This window comes from Robertmurraya korlensis (assembly GCF_023715225.1).
Taxonomy (GTDB): domain Bacteria; phylum Bacillota; class Bacilli; order Bacillales; family Cytobacillaceae; genus Robertmurraya_A.
In genome coordinates, this window is sequence record NZ_JAMBNS010000004.1 from 225,642 (window position 1) to 245,615 (window position 19,974).

The following is a 19,974-nucleotide window of genomic DNA, read 5'->3' on the forward strand; positions in this document are numbered from 1 at the left end:
ATAAGCACTGGGGGACAAAAAAATATGAAACAATTGGGGACACTATATTTTTTCTGTGGAAAAATGGGAGCTGGAAAATCAACTAAATCAAAACAATTGGCGATTGATAAACATGCGGTACTGTTGTCTGAGGATGAATGGCTTTCATCTCTTTATCCCAATCAGATTGCATCATTTGAGGACTATCTAAAATTCTCAGCGCAGCTGAAGCCGTTGGTGAAAAAGCATGTCCAAAACATATTAAGTGTCGGTACAGACGTAGTGATGGATTTTCCAGCTAATACTCAAAAACTGCGAAAGTGGTTTTTGGATATGGCTTCAGAGGTCAATGCAAGCCATCAACTAATTTTCCTTAATCTAAATAACGAGCAATGCTTACGTCAAATTGCAAAAAGACGCAAAGAACAACCCGAAAGAGCCGCTTTTGACACGGAGGCGGTGTTTATTCATGTGACTAATTTTTTTGAAGCACCAGGGCCATCTGAAGGTTTAAATATTTTAGAGTTTAGCGGAAAAGATTAACAAGGAGTTCAATGATTTGTGTATATAGAGTACCTATTGAAATTAAATCCTTTTCCGGATCAATTGGATAATAGTATATTTAGATTATGGTTAGTGTTAACCATATGGTGATTATACCTGTGATTTATAATCAAAATGATGAATAAACCGCGATATAACAACAAAAAAAGCAGTGCGATTTCTTATGTGAAATGCATTGCTTTTATATATGTTTTTATAGCTGTAGGTACTCCAAAAGAGAACGGCTTAGTCAAGTTCTCAAGCTATTTTTTTTATGTTTAGTAACTAACCTCTGAGCTAGAAGCTTTATTCATGGCCAAAAATACAATCATGAAAAGGATGCAAGTGGTGCCTACCCATTGAAACATGCCAAACGGTTCTTTTAACCAAAAGACGGTCGTTAAAACAGCCGCAAGTGGTTCGATACTTCCAAGAAGGCTGGATTCTTTTGGTAAGAGGCTTTGCAGACTTTCAATATAAAACCAAAAGGCAATCATTGTTCCAAATATGATTACAAAGACAAGGTATAGATAAGCTTCTAAAGGTAAACTCTTCAAATTGATTTGCCATGGGGGATGGATAAAACTTAGCGCAATACCACCGATGATCATCGCCCAACCAACAATCACAAGGGAATCGTATTGTTTTAGTAAGGGAATGGCATATAAGGTATAAAAGGCAAGTGCGACTCCAGATAAAACCCCCCAAATGACGGCTGATGTTGGGACAGATAATTGTGAGATAGAGCCGTTTGTTAATAAGAAAAAGCTTCCAATTAAAGCTAACGAAACGGTGATCAGATCTCGTCGTGTAAGAGCAGCTTGATGGCGCAAAATGAAGTAAACGATGATCATAACAGGTGCTAAATATTGTAGCAGAGTGGCAACCGCCGCATTTCCATGGTGAATGGAAGCCATATAGGTGTATTGAACGGCAAGCATGCCAAGTAATCCAAAAATAATCAATGACATAGCGATGCTTTTGGTCTTCCAAACCCCAAGGATTTGGGCACGATCTTTTCCGAAAAACTGTATGGCTAAAAGTAAAAATCCGGCGATCAGTAATCGGGTCGTTACCAGCCAATCGATATCGATTCCATACTGATCAAAAAGCTTTTTTGCAACGGTTCCACCAATCCCCCAAAATGTTGCTCCTGTCATTACTAGAAAAATCCCTTTGTTTCTACTCATTTGGTTTCTCCTTTAAATACAAAAATAGTGCTATAATATGTACTATCTTACCTTGGAAAACCATGAAATAATATCTAAATTGAATAGAAAAATATAAGAATATTGAGGTGGTATCATGCAAATAAAAAATTTTAAGGTGGACCATAGTTTAAAAGAATTAACCGAACATCGAACCGTGGTGTTACCGTTTGCATGTTACGAAACGACAATTAATCAAAATATAAATGGATATATCCCCCTTCATTGGCATGATGAATTTCAGTTTGTTCGAGTGATCAAGGGAGAGGCACTTTTTCAAATCAATGAGGAAACCGTTACCGTTCGAGAAGGAGAAGGACTTTTTATAAATGGTGGCTGTCTACATATGGCAAAAGACAAGAATGACTCGGGTTGTGTCTATATTTGTTTAAATGTCTTACCAAGCTTTGTCCTCTCACAAGAACTTTATTCCACCTTCGTCTACCCTTATATTCAGGCGACGAATATTCCTTATTTACTCCTAGACCCAAAGGAGCATTGGGCGACTGCGATTCTAGATTCAATGATGAAAATCAGTCAGTTAATAAAAGAAAACCCGCCGTTCTATGAAATCGATATCAGCGTTCATCTAACCCTCCTTTGGAAAAATCTAATCATGAATGGTGTGCAACTAGAGTACGAACAGTCGGAAATCGTAAAAAGCCAACGAATGAAGCAAATGCTCAATTGGATCCATCAACATTATTCGGAGAAGCTCCTTTTAGACGACATTGCGCGAGCAGGTCAATTAAGCCGTTCCGAATGTTGTCGCTATTTTAAACGAATGTTGAAGAAAACACCTTTGAATTACGTCACCGATTACCGAATCCAAAAAAGTCTAATATTATTACAGCAACCCGATTCCAATGTGACGGATGTTGCCTATCAAGTAGGATTTAACAGCACGAGTTATTTCATTGATAAATTCCGAAACACAATAGGCATGACACCATTAGCCTATAAAAAATATAAAAGGAATTAATTTCTCTAGGGGGGACAAAATGATTCAACTCCAAAAAAAGTCTGATACTTTAATCATTGTCATACACGAAATTTATGGGATTAACGAGCATATGCGGAGTTATTGTGAATTATTATCAAAACAGAGTTTTGATGTGATTTGTCCCAATTTATTAAAACGAGATCTACCATTTGATTATTCAGAAGAGGAAGATGCATATCAGAATTTTATAGAAAACGTAGGATTCACTGACGCTTTTCATAAAATAAAAGATATCGTATCAGATTTTATAGAAGAATATCAAAAAATATTTATTATTGGATTTAGTGTAGGGGCAACTGTTGCTTGGTTGTTTAGTGAGGAAGGGGTTGTTGATGGAATAGTTGGGTATTATGGTTCGCGTATTAGAAATTTTGTTGAATTAACACCAAAATGTCCTACAATGTTATTATTTCCGCAAGAAGAACCCTCCTTTGATGTAGACGAGTTAATACGCACTTTAAATAACAAGAATATTGAAGTACATAAATTAAATGGAAGACATGGCTTCAGTGACCCTTACTCTCTAAACTATAATAGAATATCAGCTGAAATAGCTTTTAGTGAAATGGTGAATTTTATTAAAAAACATTAATATTAACAATAGAATACTGCCATACATGTTACCCCCTTTATTATTTAATGGGGGTTTTAGTTCGTTGAGATTCAAAAATAGATGGAAGATTGGGACAAGTGTACTTTCCTTTTAAGAAAGCATTCATAAGATAGTAATAGATTCTGGTAATATTCAAAGTTACAAGTATATACCAGTAATTCTATAAAAAGGAAGGAGGTAACTGTTTATGTCTGATAAGGAGAAAAAAAAGAAACATTTTGAACGAAATTTTAATGATGATGAAAGTAATACTGTTGTCAAGGTCAATGTCAATTTAAACTGTGGTGAGGATAAACAAGAAAGTGCAAATCCATCAGCATTTAGGGCGGTTAATGTTACCGGACCACAAAATTTTCCTGCAAGTGTTAACCCTAAACAAGTTGAATATCCAAATGAAGTATTCGATTTAAACGACGAATATAACCCCGTTAGTTCAACCTTTATCCCAAAACAAGCGGGAGTATATATGATTATTGGTAGCATTGGATTTCAAGCAGCAATGCCAGCTAATTATACTGTGAGAATATTGATTGTAGTAGGAGAAACCGCAGTAGTTTTTGATAACGATTTTTGGGGCGAAGAATTGACTTTTGGTAATATTGCAAGTGTTTCTGGTATCTTACGATTATCTGCGGGAGATGAAGTACGTATCTTTGCCAATAGTTCCACAGATGGAAATTCAATACCTCAAGGTACTATAACACACTTTGAAGCAGCAAGAATATCATCAATTTTTAACGATTGATTAAGCTCCATGTTCTTCCGTCAATCACCAAGCAGAAAAAACTATTTAAGCTTATTCAACAATAGGTAGCTTATAAAATACAGAGCTTGGAAAATTTCCGAGCTCTATTCTTGAAATTTCAACACTAAGCTTCACAGTTCAGGTTTACTAAATTCATTGGGTAACGCAACAACTATTGGCATTGATTCGTTTGGAGAATTAATGCCTATATTTTTTTACTTTTGAAATTAGTACCTCATGTATCCGTTTTATTAAAATAAATTAAATCTGAAAGTTTTGTTTGATGAAAAAGGGTTTTTATCCATAAATAGAATGCTATATATGCACTTTGAACTACAAGGTATATCGGAAAACTATAAAATAAATGCCAACCATCAAAGGTAAAAATATGTGCTTTTATTGTTATAAATTCAAACCCAACAGCTAACATCGAAGAAACAATGATGTAAATGAGTAACCCGAAACTTCGAAGGTTCCATTTATCAAAACCGTATAGAAAAAAATAACCAAAGGGAGCGTAAAAAAACCATAATAGAAAATCGAACAATTCAAATTTCGAAGTATCATTTATATCGTAAAAGTCAAATGGTTTTGTTGCTATCATGGTATCCAAGATAATTGGAATAACCATACAAAACATCAATATAAGAGTGGATATTGTATGGGGAAATCGTTTTGGCAGCAAAATTATTAATAGGATTGACACAAGCAGTCCAATGATGATAAACCATTCATTTATGTCATAGTTTTGAGGTGAATTCATTTTTTTAATACCTCTTGTTTAAATAATTTGTGAAAAAAGAAATAAGTAACATATACACAAAATGCCAACCCTGAATACAAACCAATGGAATAAGTCATTGCCCAAGAATTTGTATGGGTGACGATTTTAAATTCATCAAGAATATAATCTAAACTACACATATAAAGGATAAAACCTAGCATATTAATAACTTTTCGTCCTATAGAAGCAAGAGAGGAATTTACATCGAATAACCATACTATTGAAAGGGGAACGATTAACAGTCTGAAAATTTCGTACGCAAGAAATCCATGATTATGATCGGGTATTTTTATTAGAGAGTAATTTAATATAGATAAAAATGCTATGTTGTTATAAATGAAAATTGAACTCATCCATACAAGTATGATCTCTAACATGTGCATTTTTTTCTTTTTTAAGATAAACGCTACTGTTAGAATAACTCCATAAGAAATAATAAGAGACGTATACATATTCGTTTTTTATGCCTCCAATACCAGTAAACAAAAAAGCTTTTAGTTAGGATTAATAATATAAATAATAATTAGGTAATGGCATTAAATAATTAATATCTTATCCATTTATGGGATAGTAATAGCCCTTTTTTAACCTGTGTTCACAGCTTGCTATTAACTTTTCCATTTATTCTAGCTTTTATTAAATCACTTCTTATAATCCAATGCTGGTCCGTAAGTGTAGAAAGCATAGGTTTACAAATGTGTATAAAAATTATTATTGAACGGTATTAAAATTTGTTTCCTTTGTGTGATGGTTATATAAAAAAGTCTAAATGGAGGCGTTATGGTGTCGGTAAAAGGTCTTAATCATTTTTTATTTTCTGTATCTAATTTAGAGGATTCAATAGAGTTTTATACAAATGTGTTTGATGCTAAGTTGTTAGTTAAAGGGAGAAGCACCGCCTATTTCGATTTAAATGGTATTTGGCTTGCCCTAAATGAAGAAAAAGAGATTCCACGAAATGAAATACACCATTCTTACACACATATAGCTTTTTCAATTGAAGAAATAGAATTTGATAGTATGTACGAAAAACTCAAGGAATTCAATGTAAATATCCTAACAGGTCGTCCAAGGGACAAAAGGGATAATAAGTCTATTTATTTTACTGACCCAGATGGTCATAAGTTTGAGTTTCATACAGGTACTTTACAAGACCGGATGGAGTATTACAAAAAGGAAAAAACTCATATGGAGTTTTACAATGAATGATTTTTTGGGGCTAGAAACAGGTGTTTTGTAAGGAGTGTACTTTAAAGAGGCTTCCTTTAAGTGATTATGACTTTATATAAGTTATAGAGTGGATAAGTGAATCAATGTTCATTTCAAATTAAATCCTCGGAGGTGTAGACTGCACCTCTTTTTTTGTTGACAAATTTCCTGAATATTAATAAAGTTTTATTGTTAACTAAAATAAAATGTAGTTTACAATTAAAGGAGAGAAACAAATGAATGATCAACAATTGAAATTAAGAATGATGATTGTGACAGCACTTTTTGCTGCAATCATTGGCGTAATGGCTCAAATCACCATTCCACTTCCGCTCGTTCCAATTACAGGGCAAACCCTTGCTATTGGGTTAGCAGCAACCATTCTAGGTTCTCGTTATGGAACACTATCGGTCATTTTATATTTAATTATTGGTTCTGCAGGAGTACCCGTATTCGCTGAATTTTCAGGTGGGGTTTCAAAGCTTATCGGACCTACTGGAGGTTATTTAGTTGGCTTCATTCCAACTGCCTTCCTCATCGGGTGGTTTATGGAAAAAAGAGGCTTCAATTTCAAGAATGCTGTGATTGCCAATAGTATTGGAACGCTCGTTACTTTGGCATTAGGCACTGCTTGGCTAAAAGTGGCTGCCGAGCTTTCTTGGTCCGCTGCTTTGGCGGGAGGATTTACTCCATTTATTATTGTTGGGTTAATCAAGGCTATCCTTGCTTCGTGGATTGGTATCTTGGTTCGAAACCGGTTAATTTCTGCTAGACTATTGTTTTCAGAAATTAAAGACCAAACAAAATCAGCTTAAAAACTAATGAAGGGAATTAGTAAAAAACTTAAATAGCTTATACAATTATTTGTATAACACTAATTAAAATTACTTATTGAAACGCTTCAGCCCATTGATATTACAGGGTTTGAGGCGTTTTTTTTTTGTTAGTTTGATGGTGCGCGAAACGCCCGTTAACATTAAAGAACTGGTTTTTAGAAAACCACGTTTTTCTTTGGCTGGCTCTGTAATTATTCATTGTTGTTTTCGTATAGGTAAGAGAATGAATAGGCGGAGAATTTCCGGCTAATGTATCTAGAGGAAGCTTAAGAAGCAGAAATAAGCGGAGGAATTCCGGTTATCTTCTCTAAATAAGCCCAAATTCAAAGATTTGACTTACATAAGCGGAAAAACTCCGCTTATTCTTAAGGAAATAGGGGTATTTCCCAATTTAGTCGGAATTTTTCCGGTTATTTTTCAACCATAGTGAAATCAACATCAGTTTTGTAAAGCCTGGGCTTAAAATTCATTATACATAAGGTGGCACATTTAATTGCAGAAAGAGCAGTAACGGCAAAAGTAATCCATCCAGTCAGTTTGATCGTTATAGGGATTAGAGCTATTTAGATGCTAACAGAGGACTAGTGGAAGCAGAATTTATCCAAAAGTAACATTTAAATGGTTTCACTCGTCTAATGAGTAAGATGTGAATAACAAAATTTGGAGGTACTATACGTTGAGAAAAGTTATTCTTAAGGCATTACCCTTACTTTTTATATCTGTACTTCTTTATGGCTGTCAATTTAACGAAAATATATCTACTAATTCGGCAACCGAAAATTTATTATCAATCGACAGCGATGTTAAAAGCGTCAGTATTTCAAAAACAAAAGGCTTCCATGAAATCACCTTTTCTGATCAAAAATCCCTAGAAGCCTTTCATGACATCTTTTCAAGTGCAGGAAAAGAACCAGGAATAGTAAATATGGCTGACCCTGAATTTTACTTGAAAGTCAATTATGACAATGAAAACCACCAAGATTTTTATGTGTGGATAGGTGAAAAAGGGCAAAGAAGTACATTTATGAAGACGGAAGATACACACACCATTTATACGGTTTCAGAAGAGAAGACCGATCATTTGATTGAGTTAGTTCAACTTTTACTTAAATAGATTAGATGACCAAAGAATTTGGTGAGGAGTGATGGCAAATGCGTAACCCAAATGAAAAGACATACCCTGACTGCTCGTTTATCTCGAGAACAATCGAGGTTGGCGGCCTTCCAAAAGGGGAACTTATTGAGAAATTGCATCAATCCTCAATCTTAATTAATGAGTATGGAAAGAGGCTGTTGGCTGATGATCAGTTTACGACGTCCAAAACAAAGTACTGCCTGGAAACCGTTGAACTAACCATAGGGAATCTTGGCTTTCCTGAGGGAGCTACAACGGATCAGATCTTTAAAAGAGCGAAGGAACTGGGCTTAGAATTGTGTCCAATTGAACTAGGCCCTTACCTAAGATTACAGTATCTGGATCAACCTGAAGAGTTGTCAGGAAATCCATTACAGAAACATCAAGCGCCATCAGGCTCGATCACCATCGCATCTGAGAAACTTACTGATGATGATGATTTTCCAAAAGGCTTTTATTTGAGACGAATAAACGGTGTATTTTGGTTACGTGGATATCTGGCAGACCATCTGCATGTTTGGAATCCAGAGGACCATTTTATCTTTGGAAGAAGTGAAAAATCATCAAGGTGAGGTGAATGAACTGAGGAAGATTCTAAATCTATGCTTTCTCTTGTTATTGGTTTCCTGTCAAACGGTAAGTGATAGTTCTCATATTACGGAAAGTGACGTTGTACAGGTACTACAAGAGAATGGTATTCAATTAGTTGAAGTAGATTTTCCAAGTGGGAACGCTTACGGGTCTGAATTAAGAAATGTTCTACCAGGAACCTATCTGCTAAATGAGAAACCGTTTTTTATTTATGAATTCGAAAATGAAAAGGACATCGAGAAGGGGATCAGGGAATTTGCTAAGAAAACCGAAACAATGGAATTGGTTTCTTCAAGTCTATTTGAAAAGAGAAATATTTTAATTTTTTATGTACATGAGCAAGATTTTGATTCGGGAGAAATTCCATTTGAAAAAGAAATACAAGAATCATTAGATCGAATAAGTGAGGGATAAAAAGATTTAAAGATTTTATAACGACCTTTCTAACGAATAATTTTTTATAGGAGAATAACGATGAAAATTCTCAAAAATTTGGTCATAATTATTTTATCTACTATCCTTCTCAGCTCTTGCAATGATGATGTACATTCAAATCAAGATTGTCCTGATGGTGTCATTGAGTGGGTTGATATGATCATGATTCAAGATATAAAATATCAACATCATATCCCGGAACCTGCTGACGCGGATACTCCTATTACCATTGAAAAGGGTAAAAAACTTGGAGAAGTGACCTATAAAATGGGTGATAGTGCTTGTAGTAATCATGAGATGGGAAATGGAGATGCCACTTACCTACATGCAGGTACAGCCATTTATGAAATAAAAGGATATCCTTCTACACTGGCTATTACTGCAGATGATAAGGTGTATATTGTTGATACAAACGAGAAGGCAAAAACAGCAGGCGAACTTTACCCATTAGAAGAATTAGTGAAAAATATATACTTTGAAAGTACGGAAGATGGTCGTCGCATACATACTTTCTCCCAATCTTCTAAGGATAACTTCCTCAATGCATGGTCTAATTTAAAATTAGAAGATAAAGAAACACTCAACATAACGGGACAACAAGATGGTAGTCGAGTTTTTCTAGAAATCGAACTTAACAATGGTGTTACTTTTAGAGAAGTCTATTGGGCGGAATCCAACACATTTCGTTCGGGTGTGGTGGGGAATAAACAGATTAAGGATCTTATTGAATATGAGTTATCGAATCTATAAGTAAGTAAATGAGTAAATGGGTCATGGGGACAGGTACACTGTCCCTTTAAACTTTAAACGAGTCAGGATAGAAACTAAACATTTCTAGATTAAGCATATCAAGTAGCTGTCCGTTCCCCCTGAATAATAACGATTAAAATGACAAAAATTATGGAGGATGTAGGAGTTCAGGAGGGAATATCATGTTAAATATCATAGAAACCATCATGGATGCTATGAAATCACAATCAGACCAGGACAAAGACCAACCTCTTCACGTTGGAGAGGTGATGTCTTGCTGGATTTATTTATCAGGCCTTGAATTAGCCAAAGTATCTGTTCAAGCAGGGATCAATACCACATCTGATGAGGAATTAAAAACCATTCTTGAAGAAGATATGAAATTAGGGGACAGTCAAAGACAAAGACTCCATGATTTCATGGTGAAGGAAGGGATTCCGTTACCTTCTGCCCCGGAAGATATGCCAAAATCAGATTCTAACAGTATTCCTCTTGGCGTTAAATTAACGGATGATGTACTGGCAAATGAATTATCTTTAAAAATTGTTAGTTTAATTATGCAAGCTGCAACGGCTGCATCCCAATCCATACGTACGGATGTAGGGTTAATGTTTATTCAGTTTCAAGCAGAGAAATTTGCATTTGCAACTAGACTTAAACATTTAATGCGGAAGCGCGGTTGGATCAAAGTCCCACCTTTTTACCTTCCACCAGGTACCCAGAATTAATACAAGCTTATTTAAAAGAATTTATGTCTTGAAGCCTGTTCTGTTTAAGAATGGGTTTTATTTATTGTTCTTATTCTATTGAATGGGAAAAGGTCAAAAAAAGAGGGAAGGTAGTCAATAAAATATTATAAACATCGAACCCGCCTATGAAAAAATGAAAACGCCAACAGAACATTCAGTGGGAAAGGAGGTTACAAGTACGTAATCATTTTCATTCTGATGACATCTTCTTAGAACAACCTTTAGGCAGCTAAATTTATTGTACGAAGGGAAGGGAAGAGTATAAACATGACTAGAAAATGAAAAACGTTAAAAAAATCATCGGAAGTATCTTTGTGACTAGCATGCTGGTTGGATCTGTGGCATTTGTGGATACCACCGAGACTAAGGCGGAATTGACGACAAAATCCTTTACGATCGACGGGAACAAGGTAGATCAATTCAACCGTTTTAAAGGATTTGGGACCGTAACAGCCAATAACACCTCACGTCTCATCTCATGCTGGATTACAAGGAGGAGCATCCGAAAGAATACTGGGAAATGATGCACAAGCTGTTTAATAAAGATACCGGTGCAGGACTTACGCATGTCAATACAGATCTTGAACAAAACAAATACACCGAAGATAGTTGGAAAACCTTCCACAAATCCCTACGAGGATTGGGTTATGGGGACAGGTTCACTGTCCCGTTTTTTGTTCAGAATGATTAGGGAATTTTGTTGATTATTAATGTCTCATTTGAAAAGTTGCTTGGGTATATGTTGTAGTCGTTGATAAGAATTCATGAGGATGCAAAGTCTAACTGTAAAAAAAATTTATGGGAGTGAGCATCGTGAAGAAAGTGATAATTGTCCTGTCTATTTTATTATTGTTTACCATTGATAGCTTGGTGCATGCTAAACCTCCAGAACCAAAGGAGGTTAAGCCGTATGAAGATGATTGGTATGTTACACCAGAAGATATTATTCGAGATATTATTTTTCCAGCTATTGATAAAAGGGTAATAGAAGAGTATGGAGGAAAAGACGCTTCTGGATTTGGCTGGCAGCAACGGAGGATTGTTAATATTGTTTATAACAACAATCATTCTTATGATATTTCCTTAAGAATCCAAGTCCCTGATAGTGAAAATAATCCATTTCAATATACAGAAGACTTCGTTAAAGTAAGAGTATCTCCATCTTGTGATAGTCCTAAGATTGGATGTAGTCATGGCTTTAAGGTAGAGGTTTTAGATTATGAACATAAGTAACAGGAAATGGTGTTGCCTTTCATTGGTAGCACCATTTTCGAAACGACCTCCAACTTAAGAAGACATCGTCAGTGAATGCTATTATACTCACTTCCAGCTTTAGGTTTCGTAAAAATCTTCCCATTGTTTAACTCACACCAATTGTCTAACTCATCATACGTTTCCTTGTTTCCGTATTTTGCTATAAAATCATCCTTTGTTTCAAAAACTTCCATAATTCCTTTTTCTATTAATGTGACCATTCGAAAAGGATTTAGTTCAAAAACCTTAGAGACAGCTATTAATTCACCTATATGAACAATATTAGCTATATTTTCCATGATTGCATCTCCTTTTAGGTTAAAGATTTTGACTTTGGTTTACCTAATTTATTCCGTATAACAAGATGATAATTAAATAATATTGGTATAACTTTAGTAAATTATTCAAGTATTTGTTACGTTTAGCCATGGAATTTATTAAGGTTTGTGTAATATTTTTACATTTTCCTTGTACTATGAATTAAGGAGGGGAATGATATGAAGCGCCTTACTAAGTACCTTTTTGTGACAGTCCTATTTGCGATTATTTTATTCATCGGAGCATTCATTCAGCTGGAAATACAAGAGTACCAACGTTCGAATTATAGGATGGTTCCATTGATGTCGTTTGTGAGCTTTTTTCCGATACTAATAGGCATGTTTCTTCGTGTACCCGGTTTGATCAGAGATATAAAACAAAACAAGTGCAGGGGAATCGATTGGGTTAAAGTACTCCTTATGGGTATTCCATCTTTATACATTGCGTTGTACCCATTTTTCTTTTCTATAGGTATACCCGTAACGTTTGTCTTTTTGACTAATCTTCTCCTTGGAACGAGTTATGTTACGACAACGATTGCTGGAGTTGTATCTGGTTATATTTTGCTAGGAAGTCTCAAAAGGAGTGTTAATTCGAACAAATAAGTCTAAATATTCCAATACACAAATCGCTCATCTTAAAAAAGAAAAAACCCGATCAAGTGACTTTAGTAAGTGTCAACTTTATTCGGGTTAATTGTTTATTTTTCACGTAAATAACTGAGAAGCTCGTCCTCACTAAGAGGATAGCTAAAATAGTAGCCTTGAAGCATGTCACACCCGTTATCAGTTAGGAATTTTGCTTGTTCAGATGTTTCTACACCTTCCCCAATAACCTTTAACCCTAATTTATGCGCCATAAAAATAATCATGGTGGCAATATCTTGATCCTCTTTATTTTGGGAAATATCTTTAATGAAAGAACGGTCGATTTTTAACGTGTTAATAGGAAAAGACCTTAAATAACTAAGGGAGCTGTAACCTGTTCCAAAATCATCAATGGAAATAGAAACACCGAGAGTCTTTAATTCCTTAAGGATCGCCGTGGTTAGTTGGACGTCTGCTGTCATACTCTCTGTAATTTCGAAATGCAATCTTTCAGGGTTAATCCGCTTGTTTCTTATGATGTTAGCTACCATTGACACAAAATTTGGTTGATAAAACTGGCGGATGGATAGATTCACGGCTACGTTGATATGGTGATATCCTTTTGACGCTAACATCTGCAATTGTCTACAGGCTTCTTCCATAACCCATGTACCAATTGGGATGATCAATCCATTTTCTTCTGCAATAGGAATGAATTTTGCAGGCGGAATCCAGCCCATGACGGGGTGATTCCAACGCAACAATCCTTCAATTGAAAGGACTTTATTAGACTGTAAATCAATAATTGGTTGGAAATAGAGTGATAACTGATTTTTATAAAGAACCTTACGCAACTCGTTCTCTATCTTGAGTTGTTCTTCTTGCTCTTTGTCCATATTCATATCATAAAACCGAAATGTGTTTCTACCATCCTTCTTGGCTTGATACATGGCAACATCGGATTTTCGAATTAACTCACTTTCATGTTGTCCATCCTCTGGATACATACTAATCCCGATACTTGGAGTCACAAATATTTCTTTCCCATTGATCTGAAAAGGGGTAGATAAAATATGGAGTATACGATATAAAATTTTCTCTACTTCATTTCTTTTGATATTGTCGAGGAGTACGATAAATTCATCTCCTCCTTGTCGTGCAGCTGTATCATGAAGACGGATACTAGATTTAATTCGGTCGGCTACTTCCTTTAATAGGAGGTCTCCATAGTCATGACCGAGTGTGTCATTGATGACTTTAAATCGGTCCAAATCAATGAATAAAAGTGCTGAGTTTTTATTCTTCCCAAGGGCGTACGAAGTTTGCAGATCAAACAGTCGGCGATTGGGAAGACCTGTTAATTCATCATGATAGGCCATATAGTTGATTTTTTCTTCTGATTCATAATGTTGGATGGCTAGACTGGTTAAATATGTAGCCTTTTCAATAACCATCATGTCCATATGGTTGGGTCTTTTTGATTCGTGATAATACACGGCAAATGTTCCTAATGTTCGAGAATGATTGTCTAATACTGGATATGACCAACATGCGCGTAAATTATTTTTAAGGGCAATGTTTCTATGTTCATTCCATAGGGAATCTTTTTCTATATCTTCCACTATTACGGGTCTTTGACTATAGGCAGCTGTACCGCATGACCCGCTCGCTGGACCCACACCTACTCCGAGATGAATGAAATGGTTATATTCAAGAGGCAAATTAACGGCTGATCCTTTTTTAAGGATTCCGAGATCATGATCCATTAATAATATCGAACACAGACTTCCAGTCAGTACATCCTCCATTAAAAGTACAATGGAATCTAACACGTCCTTAAGCGAGAAGCCTTTAGCCACCATTTCCAACACTTTATTTTGACCGTCTAGAAGTTTTTTCGTTCTCTTTTCTTCTGTAATGTCCTTTGCATATCCAACCACACCTTTTATTTCGTCATTTCTAATAATCGGTATAGCTGCTACGAAAAGGTTAACAACATGACCATTTTTATGAATAATGGACGTCTCAAATCTGGATCTTTCACCGTTTACAGCTGCTCTACTAACATGATGCACGGTGAGAGGCAGATCCTTTTCTCTAATCAAAACTTGAAAGGGTTGACCAATCATTTCTTCTTCTGTATAACCAGATATCTCTACAAAGGCATCATTAATAATGGTAAATCTTCCTTCAAGGTCCATACCGTAGCTGGCATCTTGGTTATGTATAAATAAAGTATTATACACTTCAATGGCAGCCTTACTATCGATTAATTTCTTCATTACTCTCATCCTTTAAATAATCTAAGGCTATTTTACTACAATTCCTTTTTCGTAATATAGGGTATGAGTTGACATTGTTGTTATATTATGGAAAAGGGAATGTTGAATGGTTAAGGAGTTAATGAGTATCAATGGAGCGTTATGTGTATTCGTGTGGAGGCTACTTCAGTCATAAAGTGAAGGTTAGGAGAGTCGAGGGGAAGAACTTTTTAATAGAAAAGAACCAGTATCCAAAGGGAAGCTGGTTCTTTCATATGTATCTGCCGCATTTGCCGTATAAAGGTATAAGAAAGTTTTAAACCACCACTCCTCAAAGTGGGTGTTCGCAGAAACATTCCTGCCTGTCCTCCTTGTCTTATAGACGGAGACTTGTCATTCGTGTTTCGATGTTAAACTCCCTATTACAGCTTAAAGGTTAAAACTTTATTATGAATACGAACAATGCAGCTGATGTCATTATATTACTATTAATGGTCACCATAATCAATGGTAATCCTTCCCCATACATCCTCAAATTTTCTCTTGAATTCGTGCGAAAGATCACCCTAAAGTCCTGTATATCAGACTTCAATTAGATACATTTTTTCAACTGGATGATAAAAAGTTACGCCATCTATGGTTCTTTTGTGCTACATTATAGGGAAAATACTTTTCTAAGAGGTACACCAGTGAATTCGGAATTAACCGCTTATATCACTCTTATTGCTACATCCAGTGTATTAAATTTATTTCTATTTTTTTATGTGTTTTTCAATCGTCATAAGTATATGAAAATTGCTAAATTGTTTTTATTTTATACCGCAGCCACTACGATTTATTGTTTGGGTGCTGCCTTTGGCATGATGGGTACAACCGTAGGACAATTAAAGTTTTGGACGACGATTCAATATGTTGGTATGCCATTTTCTCCGCCTTTGAGCTTATTGTTTACGATGCAGTTTTTGGGTATGAAAGTTACTAAAAAAAGGGTGATTTCTTTTCTGATCATTCCTTTGATAAGCTTAGTGATGGTGGCGACAAATGATTGGCATCATCTTCATTATCGAGTGTTCGAAGTCGATCCAACGCTCGGAGCACCTTATATTCATTTGGAGATTGGTCGCTGGTATGTGGTTCATGGTATTTTTACCTTCTCATGCTTATTTGCGGGATTTGTTCTCATACTTGCCCATTGGAAGGAAACAGCCAAAACGTATCGTCCTCAATTGATCGCTCTTATGTGCGGACAATTAGTACCGATGATCACAGCTTTTGTTTATTTGATCGGATTAACACCTCCAGGGGTGGACCCAGTGCCAATGGTCAGATGGCTGGCGACGCTCTTTTATTTATGGGCCATAAGCTCCTCACGCCTATTTACGATTATGCCGATTGCTAAAGATGAGATTTTTAATAGCATTAATGATGGGGTCATGGTGTTGGATGATTCCAATCGATTAATAGAGTTTAATACAGCATGTAAAAAGATGTTTCCTCAATTAAATAAGTCCATGTTTGGAAACGACCTTGAACAGGTGTGGCATGGGCTGTCGGGAACATCGATTCCTTTTAAACTAGACGGAACGGAGCTTCACCAGGAAATCGAGGTTATAACGGATGAGAATTCCAAGAGAATCTATCAAGTACGTACCTCCATGTTGCAGAATTCGAAAAATCACGAGGGATTATTGATTATTTTTACGGATATAACCGAAGTTAAAAGATTGCAGCTTCAATTGGAGCACCAAGCGTATTATGACGAACTCACACAAATCTACAATCGACGTGCGTTTTTTCAGAAAAGCGAACAAGACTTTGAAACAGCCATGAAAGAACAGGTTGATTTTACGGTAATCTTAATGGATATTGATTATTTTAAAAAAGTGAATGACACCTTTGGACATCATGTGGGGGATCAATTACTCATTCATGTTGCAAAGGCTTGCCAAATCCAATTACAAGAAGGAGACATCTTTGCCCGTTATGGTGGGGAAGAATTTGTCTTTGCACTGAAGGGACGTACAAGCATAGAAGGGGAAGTGTTCGCCAATAACATCCGGGGCTATATAGAAGCACACCCGCTAGAATCAAATGAAGGAGAGATTCCTGTTACGGTCAGCATGGGAGTGGCTGAAGCAATGAAGGAGACGGGGACGACGCTTTATCAGCTATTAAATCAAGCGGACAAAGCCTTATATTCGGCGAAAGAGAAAGGGCGAAATCGGGTTCAGCTGTATTTAGAACACTCGCTTGTGCGAAATTGAGCATTAGAAAAAGAAACTACATTGAAGACATATAGCTAGTAGAGGAAGGCTAGGTGAATATATTCACCTGGCCTTTTTCTTTTATGTTAAAATATTCCTATCAACCAAAATGATCCTTCTATTGAAAAGAGGTGAGGGGATGAACAACATTATTTTGTTCGATGGAGAATGTAACTTTTGTGATCATAGCGTTCAATTCATCATCAAAAGAGATCAAAATGCCGTATACAAATTCACCTCGCTACAAAGTGAAATAGGGCAAGAAATCAAAAGAAGGTACCAAGTGCCGGAACATATCGATAGCATAATCTTAGTAAAAGACGATAAGTGTTACTTTAAGTCTGCAGCAGCTCTTCAGATCAGCAAGCACTTATCAGGCGGTTGGAAGCTCTTATACATACTTTCCATCATACCAAAACCCGTACGTGACACTTTCTACGATCTCCTTGCCAAGAATAGATACAAATGGTTCGGAAAAAAGGATCGTTGCATGCTACCGACACCAGAGATAAGAAAACGCTTTTTATAGAGAGGGAGAGGGCCTATGAAAAAAGTGGTGATAGCCGGGGGAACTGGTTTTATTGGCGAATACTTTCAAAAGAAATTCAAAGACCAAGGATACGAAGTGAAGGTTATCTCGAGGCAAAAACAGCATATTTCATGGGAAGACAAGGAAGACATTGTGGAAGCTCTAGAGGATGCTGAACTTTTAATTAACCTTGCAGGTAAATCAGTCAATTGCCGATACAACACGGTAAACAGGAATGAGATCATGAACTCAAGGGTGAAGACTACAACGATTCTTGGAGAATCAATACAAGCGTGTACCAATCCACCTAAGACATGGGTAAACTCCAGTACAGCAACGATTTATCGACACGCAGAAGACCGTCCGATGACGGAAGAAAACGGAGAAAAGGGTTCAGGTTTCTCGGTAGATGTTGCAACCACTTGGGAGAAAACGTTCTTCTCCTTTGACCTTCAGAACACACGACAAGTTGCCCTACGTATAGCCATCGTGTTAGGGAAAGACGGTGGAGTCATGACTCCTTACAGAAATTTAGTGAGGTGTGGTCTAGGAGGACACCAGGGGAACGGAAAGCAAAAGTTCAGTTGGATTCACGTTGAAGACTTATTCCAAATTGTCTTATTTATAAAAGATAGAGAAGATCTAAGCGGGGTGTTCAATTGCTCATCCCCAGCCCCTGTTAGCAATGACGAGTTCATGAATACCCTTAGAAAGACCATGGCAGTCCCGTTTGGATTACCTAGTCCAAAATGGATGTTAGAAATTGGTTCCATCCTCATCAAAACCGAAACAGAATTAGTGTTAAAAAGCCGTTGGGTGCTTCCTGAGCGATTACAAAGTGAAGGCTATACATTTGTCTACCCAACCCTTGATAGGACTTTACAGGATATTTTGAACTAAGGGTAAGTAAAGAGGAGTCGATTCCATGAGTAAAGGTTCCACACTATCATCCACCATAGGTGAGGCATGAAAAATTTACTGATTATCGCTTTAGTAATATTGGCTAGCATCGGACTCGGTAGTTGGTTTCTCACTTCTGATTTTGAAATCGGTACATTCGACGCTAGATTGGGTGAAATAATGCTAGATTAATAAAATAACTACCTGAAAAGGTGTCATTAGCATCGGATAAATATAAAACAAGTCTATAAGAAGTGGATTTCACAACTGAAATCGCACGGCTTTTAGACTTGTTTACTATTAATTGATTAGTTCTGCTATATTATTTCCCAATGACATTATTTTTTTCGTTTCCGTAGTCGAATGTAAAACCAGTTCAACAAATGCTTCTACTGCCGGAGAGAGCCATTTTTTCTTTTTTATCAGCATATGAGAATAAATAGGATCGAACTTTTCGTTATGACTAACCATTTTTAGTTTTCCACTATCTATTTCTTCTTTGACCGTAATGTAAGGTAATACGGCAAACCCGATTCCACTCATAACAATCTTTTTGATTGCTTCTATACTCCATAACTCCATTGTTTGAAAGTTATACAGATTCTGCGTTAAAAGATAGGTTTCAAACATGGTTCGATAACTACACCCTTCTTCATTGGTGATAAAAAAATGGGTCGTGTTCTTTTTTTTATATTCGTCAAAATGATCTGGACCATCCGTACTAGTCACAAGGACGATTTTTTCCTCAGATAATAAATAATGCAAGCATTTTTCTGGCTCTATTTCTGGATAGACCATGAAAGCAACATCTGCTCGTCCACTAATTAAGTCAATTTGGTTTTGCCCGCATGTGCCATTACTAAGTATGATTTTGACACGAGGATATTTTAAGGAGAATTCCCTAATGATGGGACCTAATCTAGAGATAGTCAAAGACTCTGGTGCAGCTACTTTTATTACTCCTTTAATCTCTTGTGTACTTCGCATGTTTTTTATCTGTTCATGAGTAGCAAGTAAATCTTCAGCTAGAGGTATTAGCTCTCTACCAATGTGAGTAAGCTGTAATTTCCTTTTTACATAAGTAAACAGTTCTCCGCCAATTTCGTTTTCAAGCGCCTGTATATGAGATGTAATCGTGGATTGAGTATAACCTAACTTCGAAGCAGCTCTTGTATAACTTCCTATTTCTACAATGGTCATAAACGTGATTAAATGCCTAATTTCCATATCGGTACTCCTCAAGTGAAGGTATTATCGAAAAAAATGATAATGAATTTTGCA

General features: G+C 36.2%; 23 protein-coding genes and 1 other RNA gene. 18 read left to right on the forward strand and 6 right to left on the reverse strand.

Going from position 1 to position 19,974, the window contains the following annotated elements; genetic code table 11:
- The first annotated feature begins 24 nt into the window (after positions 1–24).
- Complete coding sequence (locus tag M3175_RS09790; protein WP_251518435.1) at positions 25–522, forward strand: P-loop nucleotide/nucleoside kinase family protein; 498 nt, start codon at positions 25–27, stop codon at positions 520–522.
- A 278-nt stretch (positions 523–800) separates the two neighbouring features.
- Here the strand turns inward: M3175_RS09790 and M3175_RS09795 are convergent, their stop codons facing one another.
- Positions 801–1,712: an EamA family transporter gene (locus M3175_RS09795; protein ID WP_251518437.1), complete on the reverse strand. Its 912-nt coding sequence runs from the start codon at positions 1,710–1,712 to the stop codon at positions 801–803.
- A 115-nt stretch (positions 1,713–1,827) separates the two neighbouring features.
- Between M3175_RS09795 and M3175_RS09800 the strand changes: the two genes are divergently transcribed.
- The 3 genes from M3175_RS09800 to M3175_RS09810 all read left to right on the forward strand — a co-directional run bounded on the left by M3175_RS09800 (position 1,828) and on the right by M3175_RS09810 (position 4,091).
- Complete coding sequence (locus M3175_RS09800) at positions 1,828–2,712, forward strand: AraC family transcriptional regulator (RefSeq protein ID WP_251518439.1); 885 nt, start codon at positions 1,828–1,830, stop codon at positions 2,710–2,712.
- A 19-nt stretch (positions 2,713–2,731) separates the two neighbouring features.
- On the forward strand, positions 2,732–3,325 hold the full coding sequence (locus tag M3175_RS09805) for a dienelactone hydrolase family protein (protein WP_251518441.1): 594 nt from the start codon (positions 2,732–2,734) through the stop codon (positions 3,323–3,325).
- A 208-nt stretch (positions 3,326–3,533) separates the two neighbouring features.
- Entirely contained in the window at positions 3,534–4,091 is a 558-nt protein-coding gene (locus tag M3175_RS09810; protein ID WP_251518443.1) for a hypothetical protein, read from the forward strand.
- Between the two features lie 235 nt (positions 4,092–4,326).
- Here M3175_RS09810 and M3175_RS09815 read toward each other — a convergent pair whose 3' ends face one another.
- Entirely contained in the window at positions 4,327–4,854 is a 528-nt protein-coding gene (locus tag M3175_RS09815; RefSeq protein ID WP_251518445.1) for a hypothetical protein, read from the reverse strand.
- A gap of 804 nt (positions 4,855–5,658) precedes the next feature.
- On the opposite strand from M3175_RS09815, the gene fosM reads away from it, so the two are divergent.
- From fosM to M3175_RS09860, 9 genes are all read left to right on the forward strand, one after another.
- A complete protein-coding gene (gene fosM / locus M3175_RS09820) occupies positions 5,659–6,084 on the forward strand; it encodes a FosM family fosfomycin resistance protein (RefSeq protein ID WP_251518447.1) in 426 nt (141 codons plus the stop codon).
- A 236-nt stretch (positions 6,085–6,320) separates the two neighbouring features.
- Positions 6,321–6,899 (forward strand): biotin transporter BioY, encoded by a 579-nt coding sequence (locus M3175_RS09825; protein ID WP_251518449.1) that lies wholly within the window; start codon positions 6,321–6,323, stop codon positions 6,897–6,899.
- Between the two features lie 697 nt (positions 6,900–7,596).
- Positions 7,597–8,034, forward strand: a complete 438-nt coding sequence (locus M3175_RS09830; protein ID WP_251518451.1) for a YhfM domain-containing protein — start codon at positions 7,597–7,599, stop codon at positions 8,032–8,034.
- A 38-nt stretch (positions 8,035–8,072) separates the two neighbouring features.
- Positions 8,073–8,627 carry a helicase gene (locus M3175_RS09835; protein ID WP_251518452.1) on the forward strand — a complete coding sequence of 185 codons (555 nt, stop codon included), beginning with the start codon at positions 8,073–8,075 and terminating at the stop codon, positions 8,625–8,627.
- A complete protein-coding gene (locus M3175_RS09840) occupies positions 8,608–9,060 on the forward strand; it encodes a hypothetical protein (RefSeq protein ID WP_251518453.1) in 453 nt (150 codons plus the stop codon). The genes M3175_RS09835 and M3175_RS09840 overlap by 20 nt, the downstream gene beginning before the upstream one ends.
- A 60-nt stretch (positions 9,061–9,120) precedes the next feature.
- Positions 9,121–9,831: a hypothetical protein gene (locus M3175_RS09845; protein ID WP_251518454.1), complete on the forward strand. Its 711-nt coding sequence runs from the start codon at positions 9,121–9,123 to the stop codon at positions 9,829–9,831.
- Positions 9,832–10,013: 182 nt separating this feature from the next.
- The gene (locus tag M3175_RS09850; RefSeq protein ID WP_251518455.1) at positions 10,014–10,559 is read left to right on the forward strand and encodes a DUF3231 family protein; all 546 of its coding nucleotides are present in this window, start codon (positions 10,014–10,016) and stop codon (positions 10,557–10,559) included.
- A gap of 299 nt (positions 10,560–10,858) precedes the next feature.
- Positions 10,859–11,104, forward strand: coding sequence for a hypothetical protein (locus M3175_RS09855; protein WP_251518456.1), 246 nt, complete (start codon positions 10,859–10,861; stop codon positions 11,102–11,104).
- Between the two features lie 289 nt (positions 11,105–11,393).
- Positions 11,394–11,813, forward strand: coding sequence for a hypothetical protein (locus M3175_RS09860; RefSeq protein WP_251518457.1), 420 nt, complete (start codon positions 11,394–11,396; stop codon positions 11,811–11,813).
- Between the two features lie 68 nt (positions 11,814–11,881).
- On the opposite strand, the gene M3175_RS09865 is transcribed toward M3175_RS09860, so the two are convergent.
- Entirely contained in the window at positions 11,882–12,133 is a 252-nt protein-coding gene (locus tag M3175_RS09865; RefSeq protein WP_251518458.1) for a hypothetical protein, read from the reverse strand.
- A 198-nt stretch (positions 12,134–12,331) separates the two neighbouring features.
- Here M3175_RS09865 and M3175_RS09870 point away from each other — a divergent pair, with 198 nt between their 5' ends.
- A complete protein-coding gene (locus M3175_RS09870; protein WP_251518459.1) occupies positions 12,332–12,757 on the forward strand; it encodes a hypothetical protein in 426 nt (141 codons plus the stop codon).
- A gap of 95 nt (positions 12,758–12,852) precedes the next feature.
- Here M3175_RS09870 and M3175_RS09875 read toward each other — a convergent pair whose 3' ends face one another.
- Complete coding sequence (locus tag M3175_RS09875) at positions 12,853–15,021, reverse strand: sensor domain-containing phosphodiesterase (protein ID WP_251518460.1); 2,169 nt, start codon at positions 15,019–15,021, stop codon at positions 12,853–12,855.
- Positions 15,022–15,277: 256 nt separating this feature from the next.
- A non-coding RNA gene (ssrS, locus tag M3175_RS09880) (6S RNA) lies at positions 15,278–15,474 on the reverse strand.
- A gap of 215 nt (positions 15,475–15,689) precedes the next feature.
- Between ssrS and M3175_RS09885 the strand changes: the two genes are divergently transcribed.
- The 4 genes from M3175_RS09885 to M3175_RS24890 all read left to right on the forward strand — a co-directional run bounded on the left by M3175_RS09885 (position 15,690) and on the right by M3175_RS24890 (position 18,885).
- Positions 15,690–17,264 carry a histidine kinase N-terminal 7TM domain-containing diguanylate cyclase gene (locus M3175_RS09885; protein ID WP_251518461.1) on the forward strand — a complete coding sequence of 525 codons (1,575 nt, stop codon included), beginning with the start codon at positions 15,690–15,692 and terminating at the stop codon, positions 17,262–17,264.
- Between the two features lie 139 nt (positions 17,265–17,403).
- Positions 17,404–17,793 (forward strand): thiol-disulfide oxidoreductase DCC family protein, encoded by a 390-nt coding sequence (locus tag M3175_RS09890; RefSeq protein WP_251518462.1) that lies wholly within the window; start codon positions 17,404–17,406, stop codon positions 17,791–17,793.
- Between the two features lie 15 nt (positions 17,794–17,808).
- Positions 17,809–18,693: a TIGR01777 family oxidoreductase gene (locus tag M3175_RS09895; protein WP_251518463.1), complete on the forward strand. Its 885-nt coding sequence runs from the start codon at positions 17,809–17,811 to the stop codon at positions 18,691–18,693.
- A gap of 66 nt (positions 18,694–18,759) precedes the next feature.
- A complete protein-coding gene (locus tag M3175_RS24890; RefSeq protein WP_285852233.1) occupies positions 18,760–18,885 on the forward strand; it encodes a hypothetical protein in 126 nt (41 codons plus the stop codon).
- A gap of 108 nt (positions 18,886–18,993) precedes the next feature.
- Here M3175_RS24890 and M3175_RS09900 read toward each other — a convergent pair whose 3' ends face one another.
- Positions 18,994–19,920 (reverse strand): LysR family transcriptional regulator, encoded by a 927-nt coding sequence (locus tag M3175_RS09900; RefSeq protein ID WP_251518464.1) that lies wholly within the window; start codon positions 19,918–19,920, stop codon positions 18,994–18,996.
- Positions 19,921–19,974: the final 54 nt, after the last annotated feature.